General features: G+C 71.0%; 15 protein-coding genes. 5 read left to right on the top strand and 10 right to left on the bottom strand.

What is annotated here, in order from left to right; genetic code table 11:
• Positions 1-31 precede the first annotated feature (31 nt).
• From AB0389_RS01520 to AB0389_RS01510, 3 genes are all read right to left on the bottom strand, one after another.
• The gene (locus AB0389_RS01520) at positions 32-856 is read right to left on the bottom strand and encodes an SDR family oxidoreductase (RefSeq protein ID WP_366393258.1); all 825 of its coding nucleotides are present in this window, start codon (positions 854-856) and stop codon (positions 32-34) included.
• Positions 857-909: 53 nt separating this feature from the next.
• The gene (locus AB0389_RS01515; protein ID WP_366393257.1) at positions 910-1395 is read right to left on the bottom strand and encodes a VOC family protein; all 486 of its coding nucleotides are present in this window, start codon (positions 1393-1395) and stop codon (positions 910-912) included.
• A gap of 187 nt (positions 1396-1582) precedes the next feature.
• Complete coding sequence (locus tag AB0389_RS01510) at positions 1583-2290, bottom strand: response regulator transcription factor (RefSeq protein ID WP_366393256.1); 708 nt, start codon at positions 2288-2290, stop codon at positions 1583-1585.
• A gap of 110 nt (positions 2291-2400) precedes the next feature.
• On the opposite strand from AB0389_RS01510, the gene AB0389_RS01505 reads away from it, so the two are divergent.
• Genes AB0389_RS01505 through AB0389_RS01485 form a run of 5 tightly spaced genes read left to right on the top strand, consistent with a single transcriptional unit; the run spans position 2401 to position 6584 of the window.
• Positions 2401-2964 (top strand): RNA polymerase sigma factor, encoded by a 564-nt coding sequence (locus AB0389_RS01505; RefSeq protein WP_366393255.1) that lies wholly within the window; start codon positions 2401-2403, stop codon positions 2962-2964.
• Complete coding sequence (locus AB0389_RS01500) at positions 2961-3809, top strand: zf-HC2 domain-containing protein (protein WP_366393254.1); 849 nt, start codon at positions 2961-2963, stop codon at positions 3807-3809. Before AB0389_RS01505 ends, AB0389_RS01500 begins: the two co-directional genes overlap by 4 nt.
• A complete protein-coding gene (locus AB0389_RS01495; protein WP_366393253.1) occupies positions 3806-4639 on the top strand; it encodes an ABC transporter ATP-binding protein in 834 nt (277 codons plus the stop codon). Before AB0389_RS01500 ends, AB0389_RS01495 begins: the two co-directional genes overlap by 4 nt.
• The gene (locus AB0389_RS01490; RefSeq protein ID WP_366393252.1) at positions 4636-6027 is read left to right on the top strand and encodes a hypothetical protein; all 1392 of its coding nucleotides are present in this window, start codon (positions 4636-4638) and stop codon (positions 6025-6027) included. The genes AB0389_RS01495 and AB0389_RS01490 overlap by 4 nt, the downstream gene beginning before the upstream one ends.
• A complete protein-coding gene (locus AB0389_RS01485; protein ID WP_366393251.1) occupies positions 6024-6584 on the top strand; it encodes a hypothetical protein in 561 nt (186 codons plus the stop codon). The genes AB0389_RS01490 and AB0389_RS01485 overlap by 4 nt, the downstream gene beginning before the upstream one ends.
• A 77-nt stretch (positions 6585-6661) precedes the next feature.
• Here AB0389_RS01485 and AB0389_RS01480 read toward each other — a convergent pair whose 3' ends face one another.
• The 7 genes from AB0389_RS01480 to AB0389_RS01450 all read right to left on the bottom strand — a co-directional run bounded on the left by AB0389_RS01480 (position 6662) and on the right by AB0389_RS01450 (position 19591).
• Entirely contained in the window at positions 6662-8194 is a 1533-nt protein-coding gene (locus AB0389_RS01480) for a polysaccharide deacetylase family protein (RefSeq protein WP_366393250.1), read from the bottom strand.
• A 208-nt stretch (positions 8195-8402) separates the two neighbouring features.
• The gene (locus AB0389_RS01475; protein WP_366393249.1) at positions 8403-11072 is read right to left on the bottom strand and encodes an endo-beta-N-acetylglucosaminidase; all 2670 of its coding nucleotides are present in this window, start codon (positions 11070-11072) and stop codon (positions 8403-8405) included.
• Positions 11073-11112: 40 nt separating this feature from the next.
• Positions 11113-13386, bottom strand: coding sequence for a glycoside hydrolase family 3 N-terminal domain-containing protein (locus AB0389_RS01470; RefSeq protein WP_366393248.1), 2274 nt, complete (start codon positions 13384-13386; stop codon positions 11113-11115).
• 1 nt (position 13387) lies between these two features.
• Complete coding sequence (locus AB0389_RS01465) at positions 13388-14227, bottom strand: carbohydrate ABC transporter permease (protein ID WP_366393247.1); 840 nt, start codon at positions 14225-14227, stop codon at positions 13388-13390.
• Entirely contained in the window at positions 14227-15177 is a 951-nt protein-coding gene (locus AB0389_RS01460; RefSeq protein ID WP_366393246.1) for a sugar ABC transporter permease, read from the bottom strand. The genes AB0389_RS01465 and AB0389_RS01460 overlap by 1 nt, the downstream gene beginning before the upstream one ends.
• A complete protein-coding gene (locus tag AB0389_RS01455) occupies positions 15174-16475 on the bottom strand; it encodes an extracellular solute-binding protein (RefSeq protein WP_366393245.1) in 1302 nt (433 codons plus the stop codon). Before AB0389_RS01455 ends, AB0389_RS01460 begins: the two co-directional genes overlap by 4 nt.
• Positions 16472-19591, bottom strand: coding sequence for a glycoside hydrolase family 38 C-terminal domain-containing protein (locus AB0389_RS01450; protein WP_366393244.1), 3120 nt, complete (start codon positions 19589-19591; stop codon positions 16472-16474). The genes AB0389_RS01455 and AB0389_RS01450 overlap by 4 nt, the downstream gene beginning before the upstream one ends.
• Between the last annotated feature and the right edge of the window lie 18 nt (positions 19592-19609).

The raw sequence follows: 19609 nt of genomic DNA, 5'->3' as shown, positions 1-19609 counted from the left end.
CGCTGATCCGGCACCGGCCGGGAGTGTCATCTCACCGGTCGAGCACGGCCGCACACACACCGCCGTCGACCAGGATGTCGATGCCGTTGAGGAAGCTCGCCTCCTCCGACAGCATGAAGGCGACGACGGATGCGATCTCCTCCGACCGGCCGGTGCGGCCGAGCGGCGTCGCCTCGATCAGCTTCCGCATCGACGCGTGCGCGGCGGCCTCCTGCTGACCCTGAGGGGTGTCGATGACGCCGGGCGACAGGGAACAGGCACGGGCGCCGACCGGTCCGAGCCGGATCGCCTCCTTGCGGGCGAAGCGTTGCACGCCGTACTTGGCCCACGGGTAGGCGAGCGCGGTGTTCTCGATGTCCGGGCCGACGGCGTCGCGGATCCGCGCCAGAAAGTCCGGCCGCAGCGGGTCGTCGAGAATCGCGGCGATCTCCGGGGAGGGGGAGATGTTCGCGAGCATCGCGGACATCGAGGCGAAGTACACATGGGCCGTGCCCGCGGTGGCCAGCGGGCGCAGCGCCTCGGCCAGGAGGGCGGTGCCGACGAGGTCGACCTCGAAGATACGGCGCCAGTCGGCCATGGTGGGGGAGATGCCCGCCGCGTGGGCGACGGCGCGCAGTGTGCCGAGCCCGCCGACCCGTTCGGCGAGCCGGGCCAGGCCCTCGCGGTCGGTGACGTCGAGGGCGAACGGCTCGGCGACGGCCCGGTGGCCGGCGTCGTTGAGGTCCTTCGCGACCGCCGCCGCTCCCGCCTCGTCCCGGTCGACGAGCAGCAGCACGTCCACCGTATTGGCGAGCCGGCGCGCGCACGCCTCTCCCATCCCGCGTCCGGCTCCGGTGGCTATACCTACAGTTGTCATGCTCACTCCTGGGGGAAACGTCTGGATGTGCGTGTGTGTGGTTGCGCGCGTGGCTACAGGGTCCAGCCGTGCTCCAGGGACGGCCGGGCCGCCCTGGAGACCAGTTCCACCCGGAAGCCCGTCTGCTCGGCACTGCGCAGGAACACGAAGAACGGAGCGCCGTCGGCACCCCTGCGGGTCGCCTCCGTCACGTAGCCGTGGCGTACGAGCTCGGCGGCGTCGCCCGCGACATCGTCGGACCAGTAGCCGAAGTGATGGATACCGGAACCGGCCGTCGGCTCCCACAGGGTCCCGGGGATGCGACGGATGATCTCCAGCCGGGGCGCGGTGTCCTCGGGGCCGGCGCTCGACCGCGAGTACGTGCACCGGAAGTCGAGGACGGTGTCGCCGCCGGCCGGCAGGTTCACCTCGGTGGCCCCGCCCATCTCGGCGCACCACTCGAACCCGAACAGCCGGGAGAGCTGGTCCTTCGTCGCGTGGAAGTCCTCCGCGACGATGCCTACGTGGAACTGGTCCTCGGGCCTCAGGATGCCGGTCATGGTGACTCCTCGGGTGCGGGACTCCGGAGGTACGGAGATACCGGAACAGGTGGTAGAGCGCGGTCACGTGCACTCAAGTGCGCGATCACCTGTAGCAAAGCCGGGAAGTCTGACTTCTTCCGGACGTCTCCCGGAACCCGGAGAACGTGGCCCGGGTCAGTCACACGTCAGTGTGATGCGGCACCCGTCACGCGGTGGGTTGTCCGACCGTGTAGCCGAAGCCCCGGCGCGTGTGGATCAGCGCGGGTCCCTCCTGCGCCACCTTCTGCCGCAGCCGGGAGACGAGTTTCTCGATGGCCTCGTCCGCGCGGAGGTCGCCCCAGACATGCCGGCTGATCTGCTCCTTCGACAGCACCTGTCCGGCGTTGACCAGCATGTAGCGCAGAAGCCGGTACTCGGCGGGGGTCAGATCGAGCGGCCGGGAACCGCGCCGGGCCCGGCACGTCGCGTCGTCCAGGACCAGATCGCGGTAGCGCGGCATCGCCGGCCGCTGCCCGGAACGACGGTTTCCCAGGAGGAGGATCTGGACCCGGGCGAGGATTTCGGGGGCCCGGAAGGGCTTGGTGACGTAGTCCTCCGCGCCTCCGCCGAGTTCGGGCAGGAGTGTGTGGAGATAGTCGCAGGTGATCAGGAAGAGCAGCGGCGGACGGTTCTCCAGTACGAGGCGACGGCCCCGGGCGAGGTCCTTGTTGTCCGGCAGTACGGCGTCCCAGACCACCAGGTCGAACCGCGCCCGCTTGAGCCGTGCCACTCCCTCGGAAGCGCTGCCGGCCGCGTCGACGCGGTAGCCCGCCGACTCCAGTGTCGAGACGAGCAGTTCGGTGTCTCCGGGATCGCCCGCCACGACGAGAACGTCCTGCCCGTCCCCTCGGGCCACATCGGCAGTTCCGTGCATGACCAGTCCCTTCCCGTCATCACTTGCTTGAGTATAGCAAGCATCCATGGTGTGTGACCGGTGTCACAGAAAAGGGAAAACCCGCGGCCCGGCCCCCGCGTCTAGCAGGCGTGAGAACACTCAGGAGAGCGCCGCTGCACGAACTGGACGAGGAACGTCTCGTCCGGCTCGCGGCCAAGGGCGACCGCGCGGCCTTCGAGGAGCTGTACCGGCGTACGTCGCCGTGGATGGCGGTGCGGCTGCGCCGGCGCTGCGCGGATGAACAGATCGTCGCCGAGGTCATGCAGGAGACCTATCTGGCGGTGTGGCGAGCGGCGGGCGCGTTCGCCGGGGCCGCCGCCGGCGGCTCGGCCGTCGGCTGGCTGTGGACGATCGCGGCCCGCCGCCTGGTCGACGCGTTCCGGCGCCGGGCCCACCACGCGGAGCCGCCGCCGGCCGCGGCCGTACCCGACGTGGCGCCCGCCGCCGAGGAGGAGGCGCTCGCGGCGACCGTCGGCGGTGATGTCGGGGACGCGCTGCGGCGCCTCGCGCCGGAGTTGAGACAGGTACTGCAGGCCATGGTGCTCGACGGGCTGTCCGTCCGGGAGACCGCGGTCCTGCTCGGGCTGCCCGAGGGCACGGTCAAAACCCGCGCCCGTCGGGCCCGGATCGCGATGAGGAGGGCGCTGGTATGACCGTGGAACACGCGTCGACGCGGATCATCGAGGGATACGCACGCGGCGGCGCGGACCTCGCCGCCGACGAACTGTGGGCCGTGGAGGCCCATTTGGGGGAGTGCCGGGGGTGCCGCGACCGGCTGTCCGCCGCCGTCGGGGCCGAGGCCCCCGCCGTGGCGGCACTGGTCGACACCGTATGGTCCGGTCTCGAACCCCGGCTGGCGGTCACGGCCACGATGCCGCGCGGCCGACGCTGGTCGGCGCGGCTGTCGAGGTGGATGACGCCCACGATGGTGCCGTGGCTGGCCATGGTCGTGGTCGTGACACTGCTGGCCCTGCTGCTCGACCTGGTCGACGACGGCTCCGGTGCCGGTTCCGCCTTCGGCTTCGTCCCCGGCGAGGTGTCGCTGGTGCTGCTGTTCGCACCGGTCCTGCCCGTGCTCGGCGTCGCGGCGTCCTGGTCGCGCGGTCTGGACCCGGCGTACGAGCTGACGGCCTCGGCGCCCAGGGCCGGCCTCCAGCTGGTGATGCGGCGCACCGCGTCCGTGCTCGGCGTGGTCGTCCCCGTACTGCTGGTGGGCGGATGGGCGACGGGCGTGATGGTGGCTCAGTGGCTGCTGCCCTGCCTGGCCTTCACAGCGGCGACGCTGGCACTCGGCGGTGTCGTCGGTGTGACCCGCGCCGCCGTCGTACTCGCCGCGGTGTGGGCCGCCGTGGTCGTGGCACCGACCCTGGCCACCAGCCGCACCGCCTTCGCCCTGCAGACGGACGCCCTGCCCGCGTGGGGGCTGGCCCTCGCCCTCGCAATCGGTGTCGTGATCGCCCGCAGAGGCGCGTACTCCGTACTGAAGGACCAACGATGACCATCGGAAAGGAACACCACATGAAGTCCGCGATGAGCGCGGCCGACATCGCACCGACGTCCTACGCCTGGGAGATCCAGGCCACCGGACTGAGGGTCAGGGTCGGCGGGAAACGGATGGCCGTCGACGGCCTCGATCTGTCCCTGGGCATCGGCGTACACGGACTCCTCGGTCCCAACGGGGCGGGCAAGACCACCCTCATCCGGACACTGGCCACCGTACTGCGGCCCACCGAGGGCACCCTGACGATGCTCGGCGAGTCCGTGAGCAGCAGGAACGAACACCGTGCGCTGCGCCGCCGGATCGGTTACCTGCCCCAGGAGTTCGGCTACTACAAGCGCTTCACGGTGCGCGAGTTCGTCGAGTACATGGCGTGGCTGAAGGAGGTACCCAAGGCTGACATCCCGGCGGCGGTACAGCGCGCCGTGGAGCGCGTCGGCCTCGCGGACCGCGCCGACGAGAAGATGAAGGCACTCTCGGGCGGTATGGTCCGCAGGGTCGGCATCGCCCAGGCCATCGTCAACGACCCCACCGTCCTGCTGCTGGACGAGCCGACCGTCGGCCTCGACCCGGCACAGCGACTTCGCTTCCGCGAACTGCTCCAGGAAGTCGGCACGGACACCTGCGTCCTGGTCTCGACCCACCTGGTGGAGGACGTCGCCGCCGCCTGCACCGACGTGGTGCTCTTCGCCGAAGGGCGGCTGGTCTTCCAGGGCACCCCGGACGAACTCGCGGCGGCCGGCGGCCCCGAGCACGTGGGCGACAGCCCCCTGGAGCGCGGCTACTCGGCGCTGCTGCAGGGCCCCGGCCGGGAAGGCGGAACCTGGTGAACACACGTGTTCTGCGCATCGAGCTGAAGCGCTCCCTCGCACCGTGGGCCGGCGTCGTGGTGCTGGCAACGGCACTGGTGTTCCCGTACCTGCTGGGCGTCGCCACCGGGTGGGGCACCACGGCGTGGACGGCCCAGTGGACATCCCTGGCCCTGTGGACCCGCGGTCTGCTCTTCTACCTGTGGCCGCTCGCCGTGGGGCTCGGGGCGCTGCAGGGCCTGCGCGACCACCGCTCGAAGGTGTCCGAGCTGCTGACGAGCACACCGCGGCACGCCTGGCACCGAGCCGCCGCGCCGGCGGGCGCGATGGCGGCCGTACTGGCCACGGCCTTCGCGCTCCTCGTTCTCCAGGGAGCGGTCCAGGTGTTCGCCAACACCGCCTACACACACCTCGGATGGCTGCCGATCTCCCTGGTGGGGGCGCTCTCCCTCGTCGCGGGTGCCGTGCTCGGCATGGGAGCCGGGCGCGCCCTGCCGTCCGTGCTCACCCCGCCCGCGCTGACCATGAGCGCCTTCGTGTTCATGACCCTCATGCACATGTCGCAGACCCGGACGGACCCGGCGACGGGGTTCGAAATCAGGGAGCCGAACACGCTCTCGCTGCTGTCACCGGCCGTGGCGGAGGTGAGCGACGTGTTCGTCACGCTCTCCGCCCCCGTACACCTCGGGCAGACGGTCTGGCTGCTCGGCATGGCCGCGACCGGCTTCGCGCTGCTGGTCGCCGCGGGCCCGCGCGCCCGGCTGGTCGCCCTGACGCCCCTCGTGGCGGGTGCGGTGCTCGCTCTGCTCGTCCTCCCCTCCGACCCGCGCCGGATATACGTCGCCGACAGAACCGCCGCGGAGATGGTCTGCGACGGCCCGGTGTGTGTGACGAAGGCGCATCAGGGACGGCTCCCCGACCTCGCGGATCCCGGGGAGAAGGCGCTGCGCCTGCTGCGCGGAGCCCTGGGCGGCCGGGCGCCGGCCTCGGTCCACGAGTACGTCACCGTTCCGTGGGCCGGCTCCGCACCGCGGTGGCCCCGTGAGACCGTGCTCATCAGCTTCGACGACGACATGATCGCCACGGCGAAGGGTGAGGTGCTGACCCGGGGTCTGATCGCCATCGGCCTGGTGCCGGAGTGCTCCCCCATCAGCGGGGGTGGCTCGGTCACCTACGACGACGTCACGGCGCGGACCGTCGCGGTGGGCTGGGTCCTCGGGGACCTCCAGCGGCTCGGCGGCTCCACCGACATCGGGATCGACACGATCGAGCGGGGCCGACCGGTGTGGGAGGAGCTCAGGGCGCTGCCGCGGGCCGAGCAGCTCTCACGTGTCAACGCGATGCGTGACGCCGCGCTGTCCTGCGAGGGCGGGCTGCTCGAAGCGCTGAAGGGCGGTGCGTCCCGGTGAGATGGCTGACGCTGTACGCGCGTTCGCGCCAGGTCCCCGCGTCGCTCGCCGCGGTGGTGATCAGCGCGGTGGCGGTGTCGGCGCTCGCCGGGGACGGCAACCCGCAGCTGCTCCTGCTCGTCCTCGCCGCGGGGGCGATGGCCGCCTCGGTCGGGCTCGGCGGGCAGGATCTCGCGCTGGACCGTACGGCCGCGATCCGCTGGGCGCCCCGCAGAGCGGCGCATGTGCTGCTCGCCGGCGCGGTCGTCGCCGGGGTGCTGCTCACGGCGCAGGCCCTGGGCGAGCCCATGGCCGCCACCGCGTTCATCGTCCGGGACAGCGCGGGCCTGATGGGACTGGCCGCCCTGGGCGCGGTGCTCGTGGGCGCCCAGTACGCGTGGACGCTGCCGTTCGCCTGGCTCTCGTTCTCGTTCTTCGCCCCGCCCCCGACGAGTGTGCCGACGCGGGTGGCGGCCTGGATGCTGCTGCCGCCCGGCGCGGCGGCGGGCACCTGGACGGCCCTGGTCCTCACGGTCGCCGGCACTGCGGCCTACGCCGCCGCGGGACCGCGACGGTAACGGGACCCGGGCACCGGACATGGCACGGATCGAGGGACGGCCTCCGGGAGACCGCCCCTCGATCCGCGGGCGCCGGCTCAGCCGCGTCCGAACGCGTCCTGCCGCTGGCTCAGCGGCGCACCGGCCTTCGGTCCGTCGGGGCCGTACAGCTCGGAGACCGTCACGAACTCGTACCCGTCGGCCTTCAGCTTCTCCAGCATGCTCGGCACCGCCGCCACCGAGGTGGCGTGGATGTCGTGCATCAGGACGATGTCCCCGGGCTTGACCGTGGCGGTCACCGTGGCCGAGACCTTGGCGCTGTCGTGGTACTTCCAGTCCTCGGTGTCGACGGACCACAGGATCATCGGCAGCTTGGTCGCCGCGTCGACGGTCGCGTTGTGCGCTCCGTAGGGCGGGCGCATGACGGTGGGGTCGGAGCCGGTGATCTTCTTGATCGCGGCGTTGGTACGGTCCAGGTCGGTCTGGACGTCACCGGCGGACATCTGGCTGAGGTCACGGTGTTCCCAGCTGTGGCTGCCGAGTTCGTGACCGGCGGCGACCACCTCCTTCACGACACCGGGCTGAAGCTCCGCGTTACGGCCGACCAGGAAGAACGTCGCGCGGGCGTTGTACTCCGCCAGATGCTTCAGGAGTTCCTGCGTGTACTGGCCGGGACCGTCGTCGAAGGTCAGGGCCACGCACTTGGACGTGAGGCAGTCGATGGAGCGCTTGTCCGCGGCGCCCTTGCCCGGCGCACCGGCCTGAGCGTCGTCGGGCGGGTTGCCGTCGAGGGTGAGTTCCTTGCCCGGGTTGAGGATCTGTTCCCACACCCGGCCGCCGAAGTCGGAGAGCATCGGCTTCACTTCGTCGGAGGGGACCTCCGCGGTGACCGCGCCCGCGTCCGGCGGGCCGACCGTACCGGGGCTGAAGGCGACCCGCAGGTCGCCCTTCGGGGTGAAGGACAGATTGTCGAGGCTGGACTCGCGGGACGAGACGAGTGCCTTGGTCAGCAGGGCGGGGGTGACACCGTCACTGTCCTTGAGGGAGTTCTTCACCGCGTTGGCGAACTGGAGCAGCGTGGCCTTGTTGTCGCTGATCAGGGAGAGGGCGGGCACGACCTTCCCGGTGCTGCCGTCGAACCACATGGTGGTGTCGCTGAGCCCGCCGCCCGCGCCGCCGCTCTCGTACCGGGTGAACCGCAGGCCGACCACATCGGCCGACGCGGCCAGGAAGGAGAAGCTGACGTTCAGCTCATGGCCCCCCTCGCCGGCCCCGGCGCCGTCCTCGGACGCGCCGTCGGCACAGGCCGAACCCTCGCCGTCCAGTTCCTTCCGGTTCTCGATGTAGCTGTCGCGCTGCTTCTCCACATACGCCTTGAGCGCCGCCGTCAGGGCGTCCGCCCCCGGAATCACCGGATAGCTGGTGGCCCAGCGGCAGGAGCCGCCCTCGCTGCTGTCGTTGGCGAGACGCAGCCCGGGTATCTGGGCGGGACTGACCGGTGAGCCGTCGGCGCCGGCCTTCGAGCCGGCGGAGTCCTTGCCTGCGGAGCTGTCCGACGAGTCGCTCGCGCTGCACGCGGTGACGGCAAGCAGGGTGGTGATGGTGATCAGGGCAGCCAGTGGCTGTCGCATGGGCAAGGGTCCCCTCGGGGGTTCTGTCGGGGACATCGTCTGGGCGTCCCACAATTCCGTATCGGTACTCAACTCTATGACGACGGAATTCCGGAACTGGTTCAACCACTGGAGAGTTGATTGATATCCGTCGGCGCGCGCCGGGAGCGGGGGTGAACGGCCGCCCGCGCCCCCGCTCCCTGATCCAGATCACAACCCCACACAAGCCCTAACTGCCCCGGAGGACGGTCTCGGCCTTGTTGCCCGCGTAGTCCTCCAGGACGGCCACGACCCTGCCGGTGGGACGGGACATGGTGACCGTCATCGCCGCACGGGTGGTGCGGCCGCGGATGATGTACGGCTTGTTCCCGGACCCGTAGGTCGTCGCGAACTGCTTCGGTACGCCGTCCTCAAGGATGGTGAGGGTGTGCCAGTCGGCCAGTGTGGGCCGGGAGAAGGTGAAGGTGTTTCCGCTGATACGTACGGCGGAGGCGGGGTAGGGCGTGATCTCGGTGTCGGTGAAGGTGCCGCGTACGGCGGTCGGTGTGCCGGTCCCCGCTCTCGCGGTCAGGAGGTACTTCGTGCCGTCCACCGGGACGCCGGTCAGTGTGGTGCCGGTGCTGGTGCCCGGGACGGTGACCGTCCTGGTGTAGGGGACGGACGTGTCGACACCGGTCACCTTCACGGTGATGGGCAGGCCCGAAGGGGGCGGTGTCCAGGAGACCTTGAGCGTGCCGTCCCGGCCGGCGACGGTGGTCACCTCGTCGGGCGCCGTCCCCAGATCGAACGGTACGGTGGCCGGCGCGCTGCGGCTGCCGTCCGGGCCGACCGCCACGAGCTTGATGGTCCCCGAGGTGGCGGTGAAGCGCTTGGCGTAGAAGACGTCGTCGTAGACGCCGCCGAGGTAGGTGTCGTCCAGATAGACCTCGTAGCGGCGGACGCTGTCGTAACCGCCGAGCTTCCAGCCGAGGAACAACTCATCCGTGCCGGGCAGCAGTTGGGTGATGGTCAGGCCCTTCGGGGCGGCCGGGGTGCGGTCGACGCCGTCGTGCAGGGCCAGGGAGCCCAGGTTGACCTGGTAGTTCTCGACGGTCCCCGGCCCGGCGGCGACGACGAGGCCGAGCGAGGCGACGCGCTCGCCGGCGTACGCCGACAGATCGGCCGTGACGGTCTCCCAGCCGTCGGTGTGCCGGCCGGTCCCGGCCAGCGGCACCTGCACGACCTTGTCCGGGTCCGAGGCGAGGACAAGGGCCAGCCGCAGCTCGGAACCGTCGTCGGCCGAGGGCTTGTTGTAGGTGAGGCCGAGGCTGGAGCGGGACGTCAGGGACAGGTCGGTCTTGTAGAGCCGTACCGTGTTGTCACTGGCGAGGGTGCCGCTGAGGACGAGGGAGCTGCCCCCGTCGTAGCCGCCGATCTTCCGGTAGGAGAACCTGCTCGCCGGGGTGTACCGGGGGCCGTAGTCGAAGTCCGCGGCCAGCGGTGAGCGGTCCGCGTCGATCCACCACTGCCAGGAGACGGGGATGTCCTGGACGTTGATGTTGCCCCACTCGGCGTCGCTGGACAGCCTCCCCCCGCTCCACGTCGACAGGCCGTGGCCGGTGTTGAACGACGTGGCGAACGTACTGCCCTTGATGACGGAGCGCTCCGCGATGTACTTCGAGATGCCCTTCCAGCCGCCCTCGGGCGTGGTGGCCCCCTGGGACGAGCCGGTCCACCAGCGGCGTTCCCGGTCGAAGACCTGCGCCTGGGCGTCGTCGTCGGTCTTGGCGGCGTAGTCGGAGGAGACGAAGTCGGCGCCGAGTGTCGCGATGGCGTTCATCGGGGCGCCGTCGGGGCCGAGGTTGTCGTCCAGGTTGTAGGGCTGGTTGAACTGGTACATCCCCGCCTCGACACCCGCGAACACACTGGCGCGGGAGTCGAGGCCCAGTCCGGCCGCGTACGCCTTCGAGTTGGTGAGCCGGGACTTGTTCCACCAGTAGTTCAGGAAGATGGAGTCGGACACGTCACCGAGCCGGGAGTCGCGCACGAAGGGGCCGTTGACCGCGTTGAACTCGTTCTGGTACGAGATCGAGCCGGTGGAGTTGTGGATGGAGTCGTACCACTGCACATACATCCCGCCGTCGCGCAGCTGCTTGAGGAACTGCTTGTACGCGGGTATGTCGGCCGGGGCGACGGCGCTCTCCTGGTTGACGAAGTAGCCGTCGAAACCGTAGTACTCGGCGACCTCGATGAGTTTGGCGGCGGCCGGGAAGGCACCGGAGGCGTCGCGGACGAGCAGCTCGGAGTAGTCCTGGTCACCGCGGTCGTTCGGGGAGAAGAAGACGCAGGCCAGCGACCGCACCCCGTTGGCGTGCGCGGCGTTGGTATACCCGGGGTTGGGCAGGTTCAGCATGCCGAACTCGAACCACTTCTCCCGCCAGTCCAGGTCAGGATCGTAGGAGGACACCGGTACGCCCTCGGTGGGCATCCCGTGCCAGGCCGCGTACGCGTCCGTGTACTGCCAGTAGTTGAAGAGATACTGGCTGAACTCGTTGGTGTACGGGTGGCTTTCGAAGAAGGCGTTGCCGTAGTCGCCCGCGAGGGTGAGGTGCTGGGTCTCCGCGGGCAGCGCCCGGTCGCGCTGGGTCGCGGAGTTCGGTGCCGTACGCGTCTGCAGGGGCACTTTCGCGCGCAGATACGCCGCGTCGGTGTCGTCCGCCGGGTTCCAGCGCAGCAGCTCGGTGGGGGAGTAGCCGTGCTGGTAGGGCTGGTTGGCCCCGATCGCGCTCTCCCCGGTCCATGGCAGTGTGTCGCTCGCCGCGGCACTGCCGGAGCCGAGGGTGAGGGTGAGTACCACGGCCAGGGTGCCGGCGCCGGCCCGTAACGCGGACCTTCCTCCGGTTCTGCGATTGCGCGACATGACATTTCCTCGCTTTCTCCGCAGGGGGTACGACCGGTCCTCAGGACGGGCCGGTCGGTGAAGTGCCGTACGGGCGCAGGACGGTGTGCAGGTCCTCCACGTACAGATCGGTCCGCGCGTGCCGCGTCGCGCCCTCGGCGAGACAGCGCGCGGCGGGCAGCTCCCAGACAACGGCGGTACGTGCCCGCGCCGCGACCGTGACCCGCTCGAACGCGAGCAGCTCGCGCAGCCGGGGCAGCACGGTCCCGCCGCCGCGGTGGGCGAACAGCGGTACCACGGCCTGGATTTCGGTGTCGCTCCGGTTGGTCACCGCGACCGTGACCCGTACGGTCCCGCCGGTGAGTTCCGCCGTGAGGCCGTCGAGGACGACCGGCCGGTAGCGCAGGCCGAAGCCGAAGGGGAAGAGTACCGGGTCCGCCGCGTCGCGGTAGACGCCCTCGGCCGGATGCCGGTCGTTGTACCGCACGGGTACCACGCCGGGATGGCGGGGCAGGGTGAACGGCAGCCGGCCCACCGGTTCGACGGCGCCCAGGAGCGCGTCGACGACGGCGCCGGCGCCGTGCGGGCCCGGGTATCCGGCCCACAGCACGGCGTCCGTGTGCTCGGTCACCGCCGTGAGCACATGCGGCCGGCCCGCGACGACGACGGCGACCACGGCGCAGCGCGCCCCGGCCCGTACGGCGGTGACCAGCGCGTCCTGGTCCCCGGGCAGGGACACGTCCGCGAGATCGACCCCCTCGCCCGCCGTGGCGACGGCCGGGGTCTCGGCCACGGCGCCGTTGGCGGCGAACCGGTCGGCGTAGGCGCGGTGGCTCGTTCCGCCGAGGGCGAGGACCACCAGGGAGGCGTCGCTCAGATCGGCCGCCGACGGAACACCGGGGACGCAGACCACCTCGGTGTGCGGCAGCGCCCTGCGCAGGGCGACCTCCAGGCTCTCCGCCGACCACGCGGGCAGCGGCGGCACGTAGTCCCCCAGCAGCGCGGTGACATGACGGGCGTTGGGTCCCGCCAGCACCACCTTGGTGAGGGGCCGCGGATCCAGCGGCAGGAGCCCGCCGGTGTTCCGCAGCAGCACCAGGGACTGCTGGGCCAGCCGCCTGGACAGCCGGCGCGTGGTGCGGGCCGCGAGCGTCAGCCGCTCCCGCGCCGCGGCCCGCTCCCGTACCCCGTCCCGCGGGGAGCCGGACGCGTCGCCGGGCCCCTCGGGCAGCAGCCCCATCCGGTGCTTGAGTGTGAGCACCCGGCGGCAGGCGGTGTCGACCAGCGCGGCCAGCGCCGGGTCCTCGGCCGCCGCCGAGTCCAGCAGGGCGAAGGACTCGTCCCAGAGCGAGAGGTCCACCCCGGCCGCCAGCGCCGCCGCCGCGCCGGCGGCCGGGCTGCCGGCCATGACGGCGAGCCGGTCCACGGCCAGACCGTCCGCCATGACGATCCCGTCGAACCCGCACTCGGTGCGCAGGAAGCCGGTGAGCAGCTCACGGTTGGCGCAGCACGGTACGCCGTCGATGTCGTTGTAGGCCGCCATGAACCCCCGCGCGCCCGCCTCCACCGCGGCCCGTACGCACGGCAGATGCAACTCGCGCAGGTCGCGCGGGCCGATGACGGCCGACTGGCCGTTGCGCCCGCCGACGGCCTCGCCCTGGGCGGCCAGATGCTTGAGGACGACGGCGACCCCGGTGCCCGCGGGGCCGTCGAGGCCGCTCTGCATGCCGGTCACCACGGCCCGGGTGAGCTCGGCCGCCAGCAGCGGATCCTCGCCGAAACACTCCTCGGCCCGGCCCCAGCGCGGATCGCGCAGCAGGTCGAGGGCCGACACCAGCGCGAGGTGCACACCGCTCGCCGCCAGTTCGGCGGCGACGGACGCCGCCGCCTCCTGAAGGGTGCGCGGGTCCCATCCGGCGGCGACGGCGAGGTTGGTGGGCAGCAGTGTGCCGCCGAGGGCCTGGTGGCCGTGCGGAGCCTCCTCCGAGAGCAGCACACCGATGCCGTGCCGGCCCGCCCTGACCACCTCCTCCTGGACCAGGGCGGCGACCTCGGCGCGTTCCTCGGGACGGATGCCGTTGTCCCAGGTACGGCCCGACCAGGCGTCCGCGCGGAACAGCCCGTACAGGGCCCCGAGGCCGCCCCACCGGTCCAGTTCGGCCCGCGCGCGGTCGGTGAGCCTGAATCCGCCGCCGGCGGCACGCTCCACGGCCTGCCATCCGTAGAGCCGCTGGTTGAGCTGGCCGGCCTTCTCGGTCGGGGACAGTTCGGCGAGAAGGCGCTCGACGGCGGGCGGCGAGGCCGCGGTGGGGGAGTCGGTTCCGGACCTCAGCATGTCAACCTTTCAGCCCGCCGGATTCCAGCCCGCGGAAGAAGTGGCGTTGCAGTACGGCGAAGAACGCGACGATGGGAATCAGGGCGATGACCGTACCGGCGGCGATGAGACGTGGATCGTCGTAGAAGGTGCCGCGCAGCCGGTTCAGACCGACGGTGAGGGTGTAGTTCTCCTCGCTCGACAGGACGATCAGCGGCCACAGGAAGTCGTTCCACGAGCCGACGAAGGCGAACACCGCCACCACCGTGATCACGCCCTTGACCTGGGGCACGGAGACCAGGACGAACCGCTGCCAGGCATGGGCGCCGTCGATGACTGCGGCCTCCTCGAACTCCGGCGGAAGACTCGCGAAGGCGTTGCGCATCAGCAGGACGTTCAGTGCCGCCACCAGGGTGGGCAGGGCGACGCCGAGGAGTGTGTCCGCCAGCCCGGCCGCCCTGACGGTGAGGAACTGCGAGATCAGGACGGTCTCCGACGGTACGAGCAGAGCCGCCACGACCAGCACGGTCACCAGCGACCTGCCCCGGAAGCGCAGCTTGCCCAGCGCGTAGCCGGCGCAGGTGGCCCCGACCACATTGCCGGCCACCGACATGGCCGCCACCAGAAGGGAGTTGAGCAGATAGTGCGGCACCGGAATCCGGTCGAGCACCGTCCCGAAGTGCTCGAACGTGGGGTGCTCGGGGATCACCCGGGGCGGCCGGTCGTACAGCGGCTCGCCCGCACCCTTGAGGGACAGCGAGAGCTGCCACAGCAGCGGCCCCGCCAGCAGCAGGGCCATCAGGACGAGGACGGCGTAACGGGCCGCGGCACCGGAGCGCGCCCGGGAGACGGAAGGGGCCATCAGGTGTTCCTCTGCTTGCGCTGTGCGGCGAGTTGCGCCAGGAGCAGTCCGCCGAGGATGACGAACATGACGAGGCTGATCGCGCCCGCGTATCCGGTACGCGCCTGGAGTCCGGTGCCCTCGCGCTGGATGAGCATGGTCATGGTGAGGTCGCCGCCGCCCACTCCGCCGGTGCCGTTGGTGAGGACGTAGATCTCGCCGAACACCCGGAAGGCGGCGACCGAGGACAACACCGTGACCAGCGCCATCGTTGAACGCACCCCCGGCACGGTGACACTGAGGAAGGTGCGCACCGGGCCGGCCCCGTCCACGGCCGCCGCGTCGTACAGAGCGCGGTCGATGTTCACCAGGGCCGCCAGATAGATCACCATGTAGTAGCCGAGGCCCATCCACACGGTGACGAACATCGCGCTGAAGAGGAGCAGCCAGCGGTCGCTGAGGAAGGGGAAGGGCGCGGCGGCGACACCCAGTGTGCCGGCCAGCTCGTTCACCAGGCCCCTCTTGTCGAGCATGTTCGTCCAGATCAGCCCGACGACGACGGGGGACATGACGACCGGCAGATACATGGTCGTACGGAAGAACCCGGCCAGCCGGTCCGTCGCGCTGATCAGCACCGCGAGCATCAGCGGCAGCACCACCATGACGGGCACGACGCACACCGTGTAGAGGGTGGAGTTCAGCAGAGCCGTGGTGAACCGCTCGTCGGCGAACATCCTGCGGAAGTTGTCCACGCCCACGAACCCGCCGGTTCTCAGCAACGTCGAGTTGGTGAAGGCAAGTTGGAGCGTATTGACGAAGGGCACGAGCACCATGAGGACGATGACGGTGAGCGCCGGCAGCAGGAACAGCCACGGCGTCGCAAACCAGCGGTGTGTGGCCAGCGGGCTCCGGCGGCGGAGTCCGCGTCCGCTCCGCCACCGGGAGGGTCCGCGGGACACGGTGGCTGTCATCCGTTCGCTTCCAGCCGCTCGTTGGAGTACGTGACGGACGCGTCAAGCGCCGACTGCACGGACTTCTTGCCGAGCAGGGCCTGCGCGATCTGCTCCCGCAGTGTCTCGCTGTCCGAGGACCCCGAGAACGCCGGCGGCCACCACACGACCGCCTTCCGCACCTGCTCGGTGCTCTCGATCCGTACCTTCGTCGCCGGGTCGCCGTCGTCCTCGGTGAAGTACGGGTCGTCCAGCGTCCCGGCCGACGAGGGGAAGACGGAGGCCTTCTCGGCGAAGGCGAGCTGGTTGGCCGAGTTGGTCACGTACGTGGCGAACGCCTTGGCCAGCCCCGGGTGTTTGGAGCGCGCGTTCACCACGAGGGACTCGATGTACATGTTGGGCGAGCCGTTGCTGATACGCGGCCCGATGGCCAGGTTCTTGTAGACGTCGGGCGCGGTCTCCTCGATATCGCCCAGGGTGTAGGAGCTGCCGGGCAGATACGCGAGGCGGCCGGCCTTGAACTCCTCGACCTCCTTGGTCTGGAGGTTGTTCAGTGCCTCCGCGTCGAGCCCCTTCTTCGCGTACAGCGCCCGGAACCGCTCGACCAGCTCCACGCCCTTGGCGTCGTTGTACGTGAACTTCCCCCGGCCCTCGTCCATGAGCGGTACGCCGTACTCACCGAAGGTCTCGATGGCGGGCATCCTGGCGATCATCGCCTCGTCCGGACAGTGTTCGGCCATGGTCTCGGCCTGGTCGAACAGTTCGTCGTACGTGGCGGGCAGTTTCGCGGGGTCCAGCGCACACTTCGCCAGCAGCTTCTTGTTGAAGAACGAGGGACCGGTGTTCAGATACCAGGGGTAGCCGTACGTGCCGCCGCCCAGGCCGTCGAACGTCATCGCCTGCCACGCCTTGTCCAGATACTTCCCCTCGGCCTTCGGATCCGCCTTGCCGAGGTCCAGCAGCATGCCGGCCCGCGCGAGGGTGTACGCGGCCTCGGGACCCATGTCGACGACGTCGGGGAGGGAGCCGGCGGCGGCGTCGGCGGAGAGTTTGTCCTGGTAGCCCTCGGCGGGCTGGTCCACCCATGTGATCTTCGTGTCCGGATTCTCCTTCTCGAAGGAGGCGATGAGATCGTTGAAGTACGAGGTGAACTTGTCGTTCTTCAGATTCCAGGTCTGGAACGTGATCGTGCCGGAGACCTCCGTGTCCGAGGCCTTCGGTGCCGATGTGTTGTCGCCGCCGATGACGCACGAGGACAGCAGCAGCGATCCGAGGACGGTTCCCGCGACGAGCGCGCGCCGGCCGGCGGTGGGTGTCATATGGATCCTCCTGATGTGTGGGCGGCGATACGCAGGGTCGCCACCTGGAAGGGGCCGAGGTCCAGACGCGCGCCGTCGGCGCGGGCGGGCGCGCCGGGCGGGCAGGGCGGGAGCGCGGGCGGCAGGCCGTCGTCCGGGTTGAAGGGGCGTTCGAGCAGATCCGTCTCGTGGACAACGGCGTCCGTGCCGAGGGCCGGCGAGGGGCGCAGCAGGGCCTGGGCCCGGCCGCCCTGGGTCTCGTAGATCCGTACGACGAGATCCCGCGAGCCGTCGTCCGCGAGCTTCACCCAGTCGACGACCGCGTGGCCGCCGACCGCTTCGAGCTCCACGAGCGGGCGCAGCCGCCCGGGGACGGCGACCTCGGGAGTGTTGAACCGGTAGGCGGCCTCGACCGTGGCGGGCACGTCCGCGCCCGGCAGCAGCGCCCAGCGGAACACATGCCGGCCCACATCGGCCTCCGGGTCGGGGAACCGGCTGCCGCGCAGCAGCGAGAGCCGGACGACGGTGGCGCCGCCCCGGGCCCGGGCGTCCGCGCCGTACATGGTGTCGTTGACGATCCCGAGTCCGTAGGTCCCGTCGGCCACATGGATGTACCGGTGCATGCCGGCCTCGAACATCGCGTCCTCGGCCGCCGTGTTCACCAGCAACGGGCGTTCCACGTACCCGTACTGCGTCTCGAACCGCGCCGTCCGCGCCATGACATGGACCGGCAGTGCGACCTTGAGCAGGTGTTCGCGCTCCTGCCAGTCGACGGCGCACTCCGTCTCCAGCCGCCCGGTGCCCGCCCTGAGCCACACCGTCACGGTGCACACCGACACACCGAACCGGCGGACGACCTCGACACCGGCGTCGGCTCCGTCGTGGACCACCCTGCGGCCGGTGACCTCGCCGACCGGCCGGGGATGGCGCAGGGTGTGGCGGTCCACGTCCCAGGCGTCCCAGCGCACGGGCTCGTCACGGAAGATCTCCAGCTCGTTGGCGTGCGCGCCGGGAGGTACGGTCTCCCGGCCGGTGCGCAGATCGACGAGTGAGGTGATGTGGCCCTCGGTGTCGACGACGGCCCGCAGCAGCCCGTCGTCCAGCACCGTCGCGCTGCCGTCTCCCTCCGTGACGGCGACGGTGGTGGAACTGCTCCCGGACGCCGGAAGGAACGGCGGCAGTACGGCGGCGCCGTCGCCGTCCGTCCCGCCCAGCACCTTGGCGGCCTGCTCGGCGAGGGCGCCCAGCCGCGCCACGGCCGACCGGTAGAAGTCGCGGGCCTCACGGTGCACCCAGCTGATGGAGGTGCCGGGCAGGATGTCGTGGAACTGGTGCAGCAGCACACCGCGCCAGATCGCGTCCAGCTCCTCCCGCGGACAGGGTGCCTCGTGCAGGAGCGTGGCCGCCGCGCAGAGGTACTCGGCGGCCCGCAGCAGCGACTCGCAGCGCCGGTTGTACCGCTTCATGGCCACCTGGGAGGTCAGTGTGCCCCGGTGCAGCTCCAGATACAGCTCCCCCCGGTGTACGGGCGCGAGCGCCGGCGAGGCCGCGGTGACCTCGGCCAGCTCGGTCTCGGCGTCCTGGAAGAACTCCGCCGGGGTACGGGAGACGACCCGGGGCGCGCCCTCCAGATCGGCGAACCGGCGCAGCCGCTCCGCCATCTCCGCGGTGGGGCCGCCGCCCCCGTCGCCGTAGCCGTAGGGCAGCAGGGAGTGGGAGGCGATGGCCTTGTCCTTGAAGTTGCTCACCGCGTGGCGCAGTTCGCGGGCGGAGACATCGGCGGCGTACGTCTCCACCGGCGGGAAGTGGGTGAAGACCCGGGTGCCGTCGATCCCCTCCCACCAGAAGGAGTGGTGCGGGAAGACGGTGGTGTCGTTCCACGAGATCTTCTGGGTCAGGAACCAGCGGGCGCCGGCCCGGCGCGCGAGCTGGGGCAGCGCGCCCGAGTACCCGAAGGAGTCCGGCAGCCACACCTCGCGCGTCTCGATACCGAACCGGTCGAGGAAGTACCTCTTGCCGTAGGTCAGTTGCCGCACCATGGACTCGCCGGTCGGGATGACACCGTCCGGCTCCACCCACATCCCGCCGACCGGGACGAAGCGGCCCTCCTCGACATGCCGCCGCACCCGGGAGAAGAGCGCGGGTTGGTGCTCCTCCAGCCAGGCGAAGTGCTGTGCGGCGGACATCGTGTAGACGAGGTCCGGGTGCGTGTCGAGCAGCGCGAGGACGTTGGAGACCGTACGGCCCACCTTGCGCACCGTCTCGCGCAGCGGCCACAGCCACGCCGAGTCCATGTGCGCGTGCCCCACGGCGGTCATCCGGTGGGCACTGTGGTGGGCGGGCGCGGCCAGCAGCGGCGCCAGCACCGCGCGTGCGCGTCTGGCAGTGGCCGCCGCGTCGGTCTCGTCGTAGACGTCCAGGGCCTCCTCGATGCCGCGCAGCAGCCGCCAGCGGCGCGGTTCGTCCTCGCCGAGTTCGGCGGCCAGGCCGCCCAGCACCTCCAGATCGCAGAGGAGACCGTGCACCTCGGCGCGGAACACGGTGGTCTCCGCCCGGCGCAGCCGGAACTCCTCGAACTCCTCCCGCGCGCCCTTCTCCCCGTGCTCGGTGACGACGAAGGGCGGCAGCCCGAGCAGCAGCGGATTGGCGGCCGCCTCGACATGGAGGACGAAGCGGCCCTCGGCGTCGAGCAGGCCGGAGTCGCTCTCCCCGTCGTACAGCCGGACGCTGCTCTGCCGGGGATGGAGGCCCTTGACCACGTGGCCGTCCCGGGCGAAGACCAGGCCCTCGCAGTGACCGCCCACCGAGTGGTCGAACCACCCCAGATCCAGGACGAGTTCGACCGGTCCGGGCGGGGCGGCGGCGATGTCCACCGTGCCGCTGACCCGGAACCAGGTCGTCGACCAGGCCGGGCCCCACGCGGAGCCCGGGGCGAAGGGGCGGTAGTCCGGGAGGGCGCGACCGCTGTCGGTGGTGAGCCCGAGCGCGTGGCCGGGGCTCACCGGCTCGCCGTCGCCGTCCGACACGGCCCAGGACTCGACGCGTACGCCGGCGAGCCGGGTGCGCACCCGGGGCAGGATGCGGTCGCGCCGTACGCGGTCGAGCCGGTCGAGCGTCGAAGAGAAGTGGTTGTGCACCGTGAGTGCTCTCCCTGG

Origin of the sequence: Streptomyces sp. NPDC093109 (assembly GCF_040701725.1) — a bacterium.
Lineage (GTDB): Bacteria > Actinomycetota > Actinomycetes > Streptomycetales > Streptomycetaceae > Streptomyces.
This window is presented reverse-complemented; position numbering and strand designations above follow the sequence as displayed.

Excerpts from the sequence above, each read along its gene's own strand:
- AB0389_RS01520 (WP_366393258.1), bottom strand. The coding sequence starts at position 856 with ATGACAACTGTAGGTATAGCCACCGGAGCCGGACGCGGGATGGGAGAG.
- AB0389_RS01465 (WP_366393247.1), bottom strand. The coding sequence starts at position 14,227 with ATGGCCCCTTCCGTCTCCCGGGCGCGCTCCGGTGCCGCGGCCCGTTAC.
- AB0389_RS01495 (WP_366393253.1), top strand. The coding sequence starts at position 3,806 with ATGACCATCGGAAAGGAACACCACATGAAGTCCGCGATGAGCGCGGCC.
- AB0389_RS01515 (WP_366393257.1), bottom strand. The coding sequence starts at position 1,395 with ATGACCGGCATCCTGAGGCCCGAGGACCAGTTCCACGTAGGCATCGTC.
- AB0389_RS01480 (WP_366393250.1), bottom strand. The coding sequence starts at position 8,194 with ATGCGACAGCCACTGGCTGCCCTGATCACCATCACCACCCTGCTTGCC.
- AB0389_RS01510 (WP_366393256.1), bottom strand. The coding sequence starts at position 2,290 with ATGCACGGAACTGCCGATGTGGCCCGAGGGGACGGGCAGGACGTTCTC.
- AB0389_RS01455 (WP_366393245.1), bottom strand. The coding sequence starts at position 16,475 with ATGACACCCACCGCCGGCCGGCGCGCGCTCGTCGCGGGAACCGTCCTC.
- AB0389_RS01460 (WP_366393246.1), bottom strand. The coding sequence starts at position 15,177 with ATGACAGCCACCGTGTCCCGCGGACCCTCCCGGTGGCGGAGCGGACGC.
- AB0389_RS01470 (WP_366393248.1), bottom strand. The coding sequence starts at position 13,386 with ATGCTGAGGTCCGGAACCGACTCCCCCACCGCGGCCTCGCCGCCCGCC.
- AB0389_RS01475 (WP_366393249.1), bottom strand. The coding sequence starts at position 11,072 with ATGTCGCGCAATCGCAGAACCGGAGGAAGGTCCGCGTTACGGGCCGGC.
- AB0389_RS01500 (WP_366393254.1), top strand. The coding sequence starts at position 2,961 with ATGACCGTGGAACACGCGTCGACGCGGATCATCGAGGGATACGCACGC.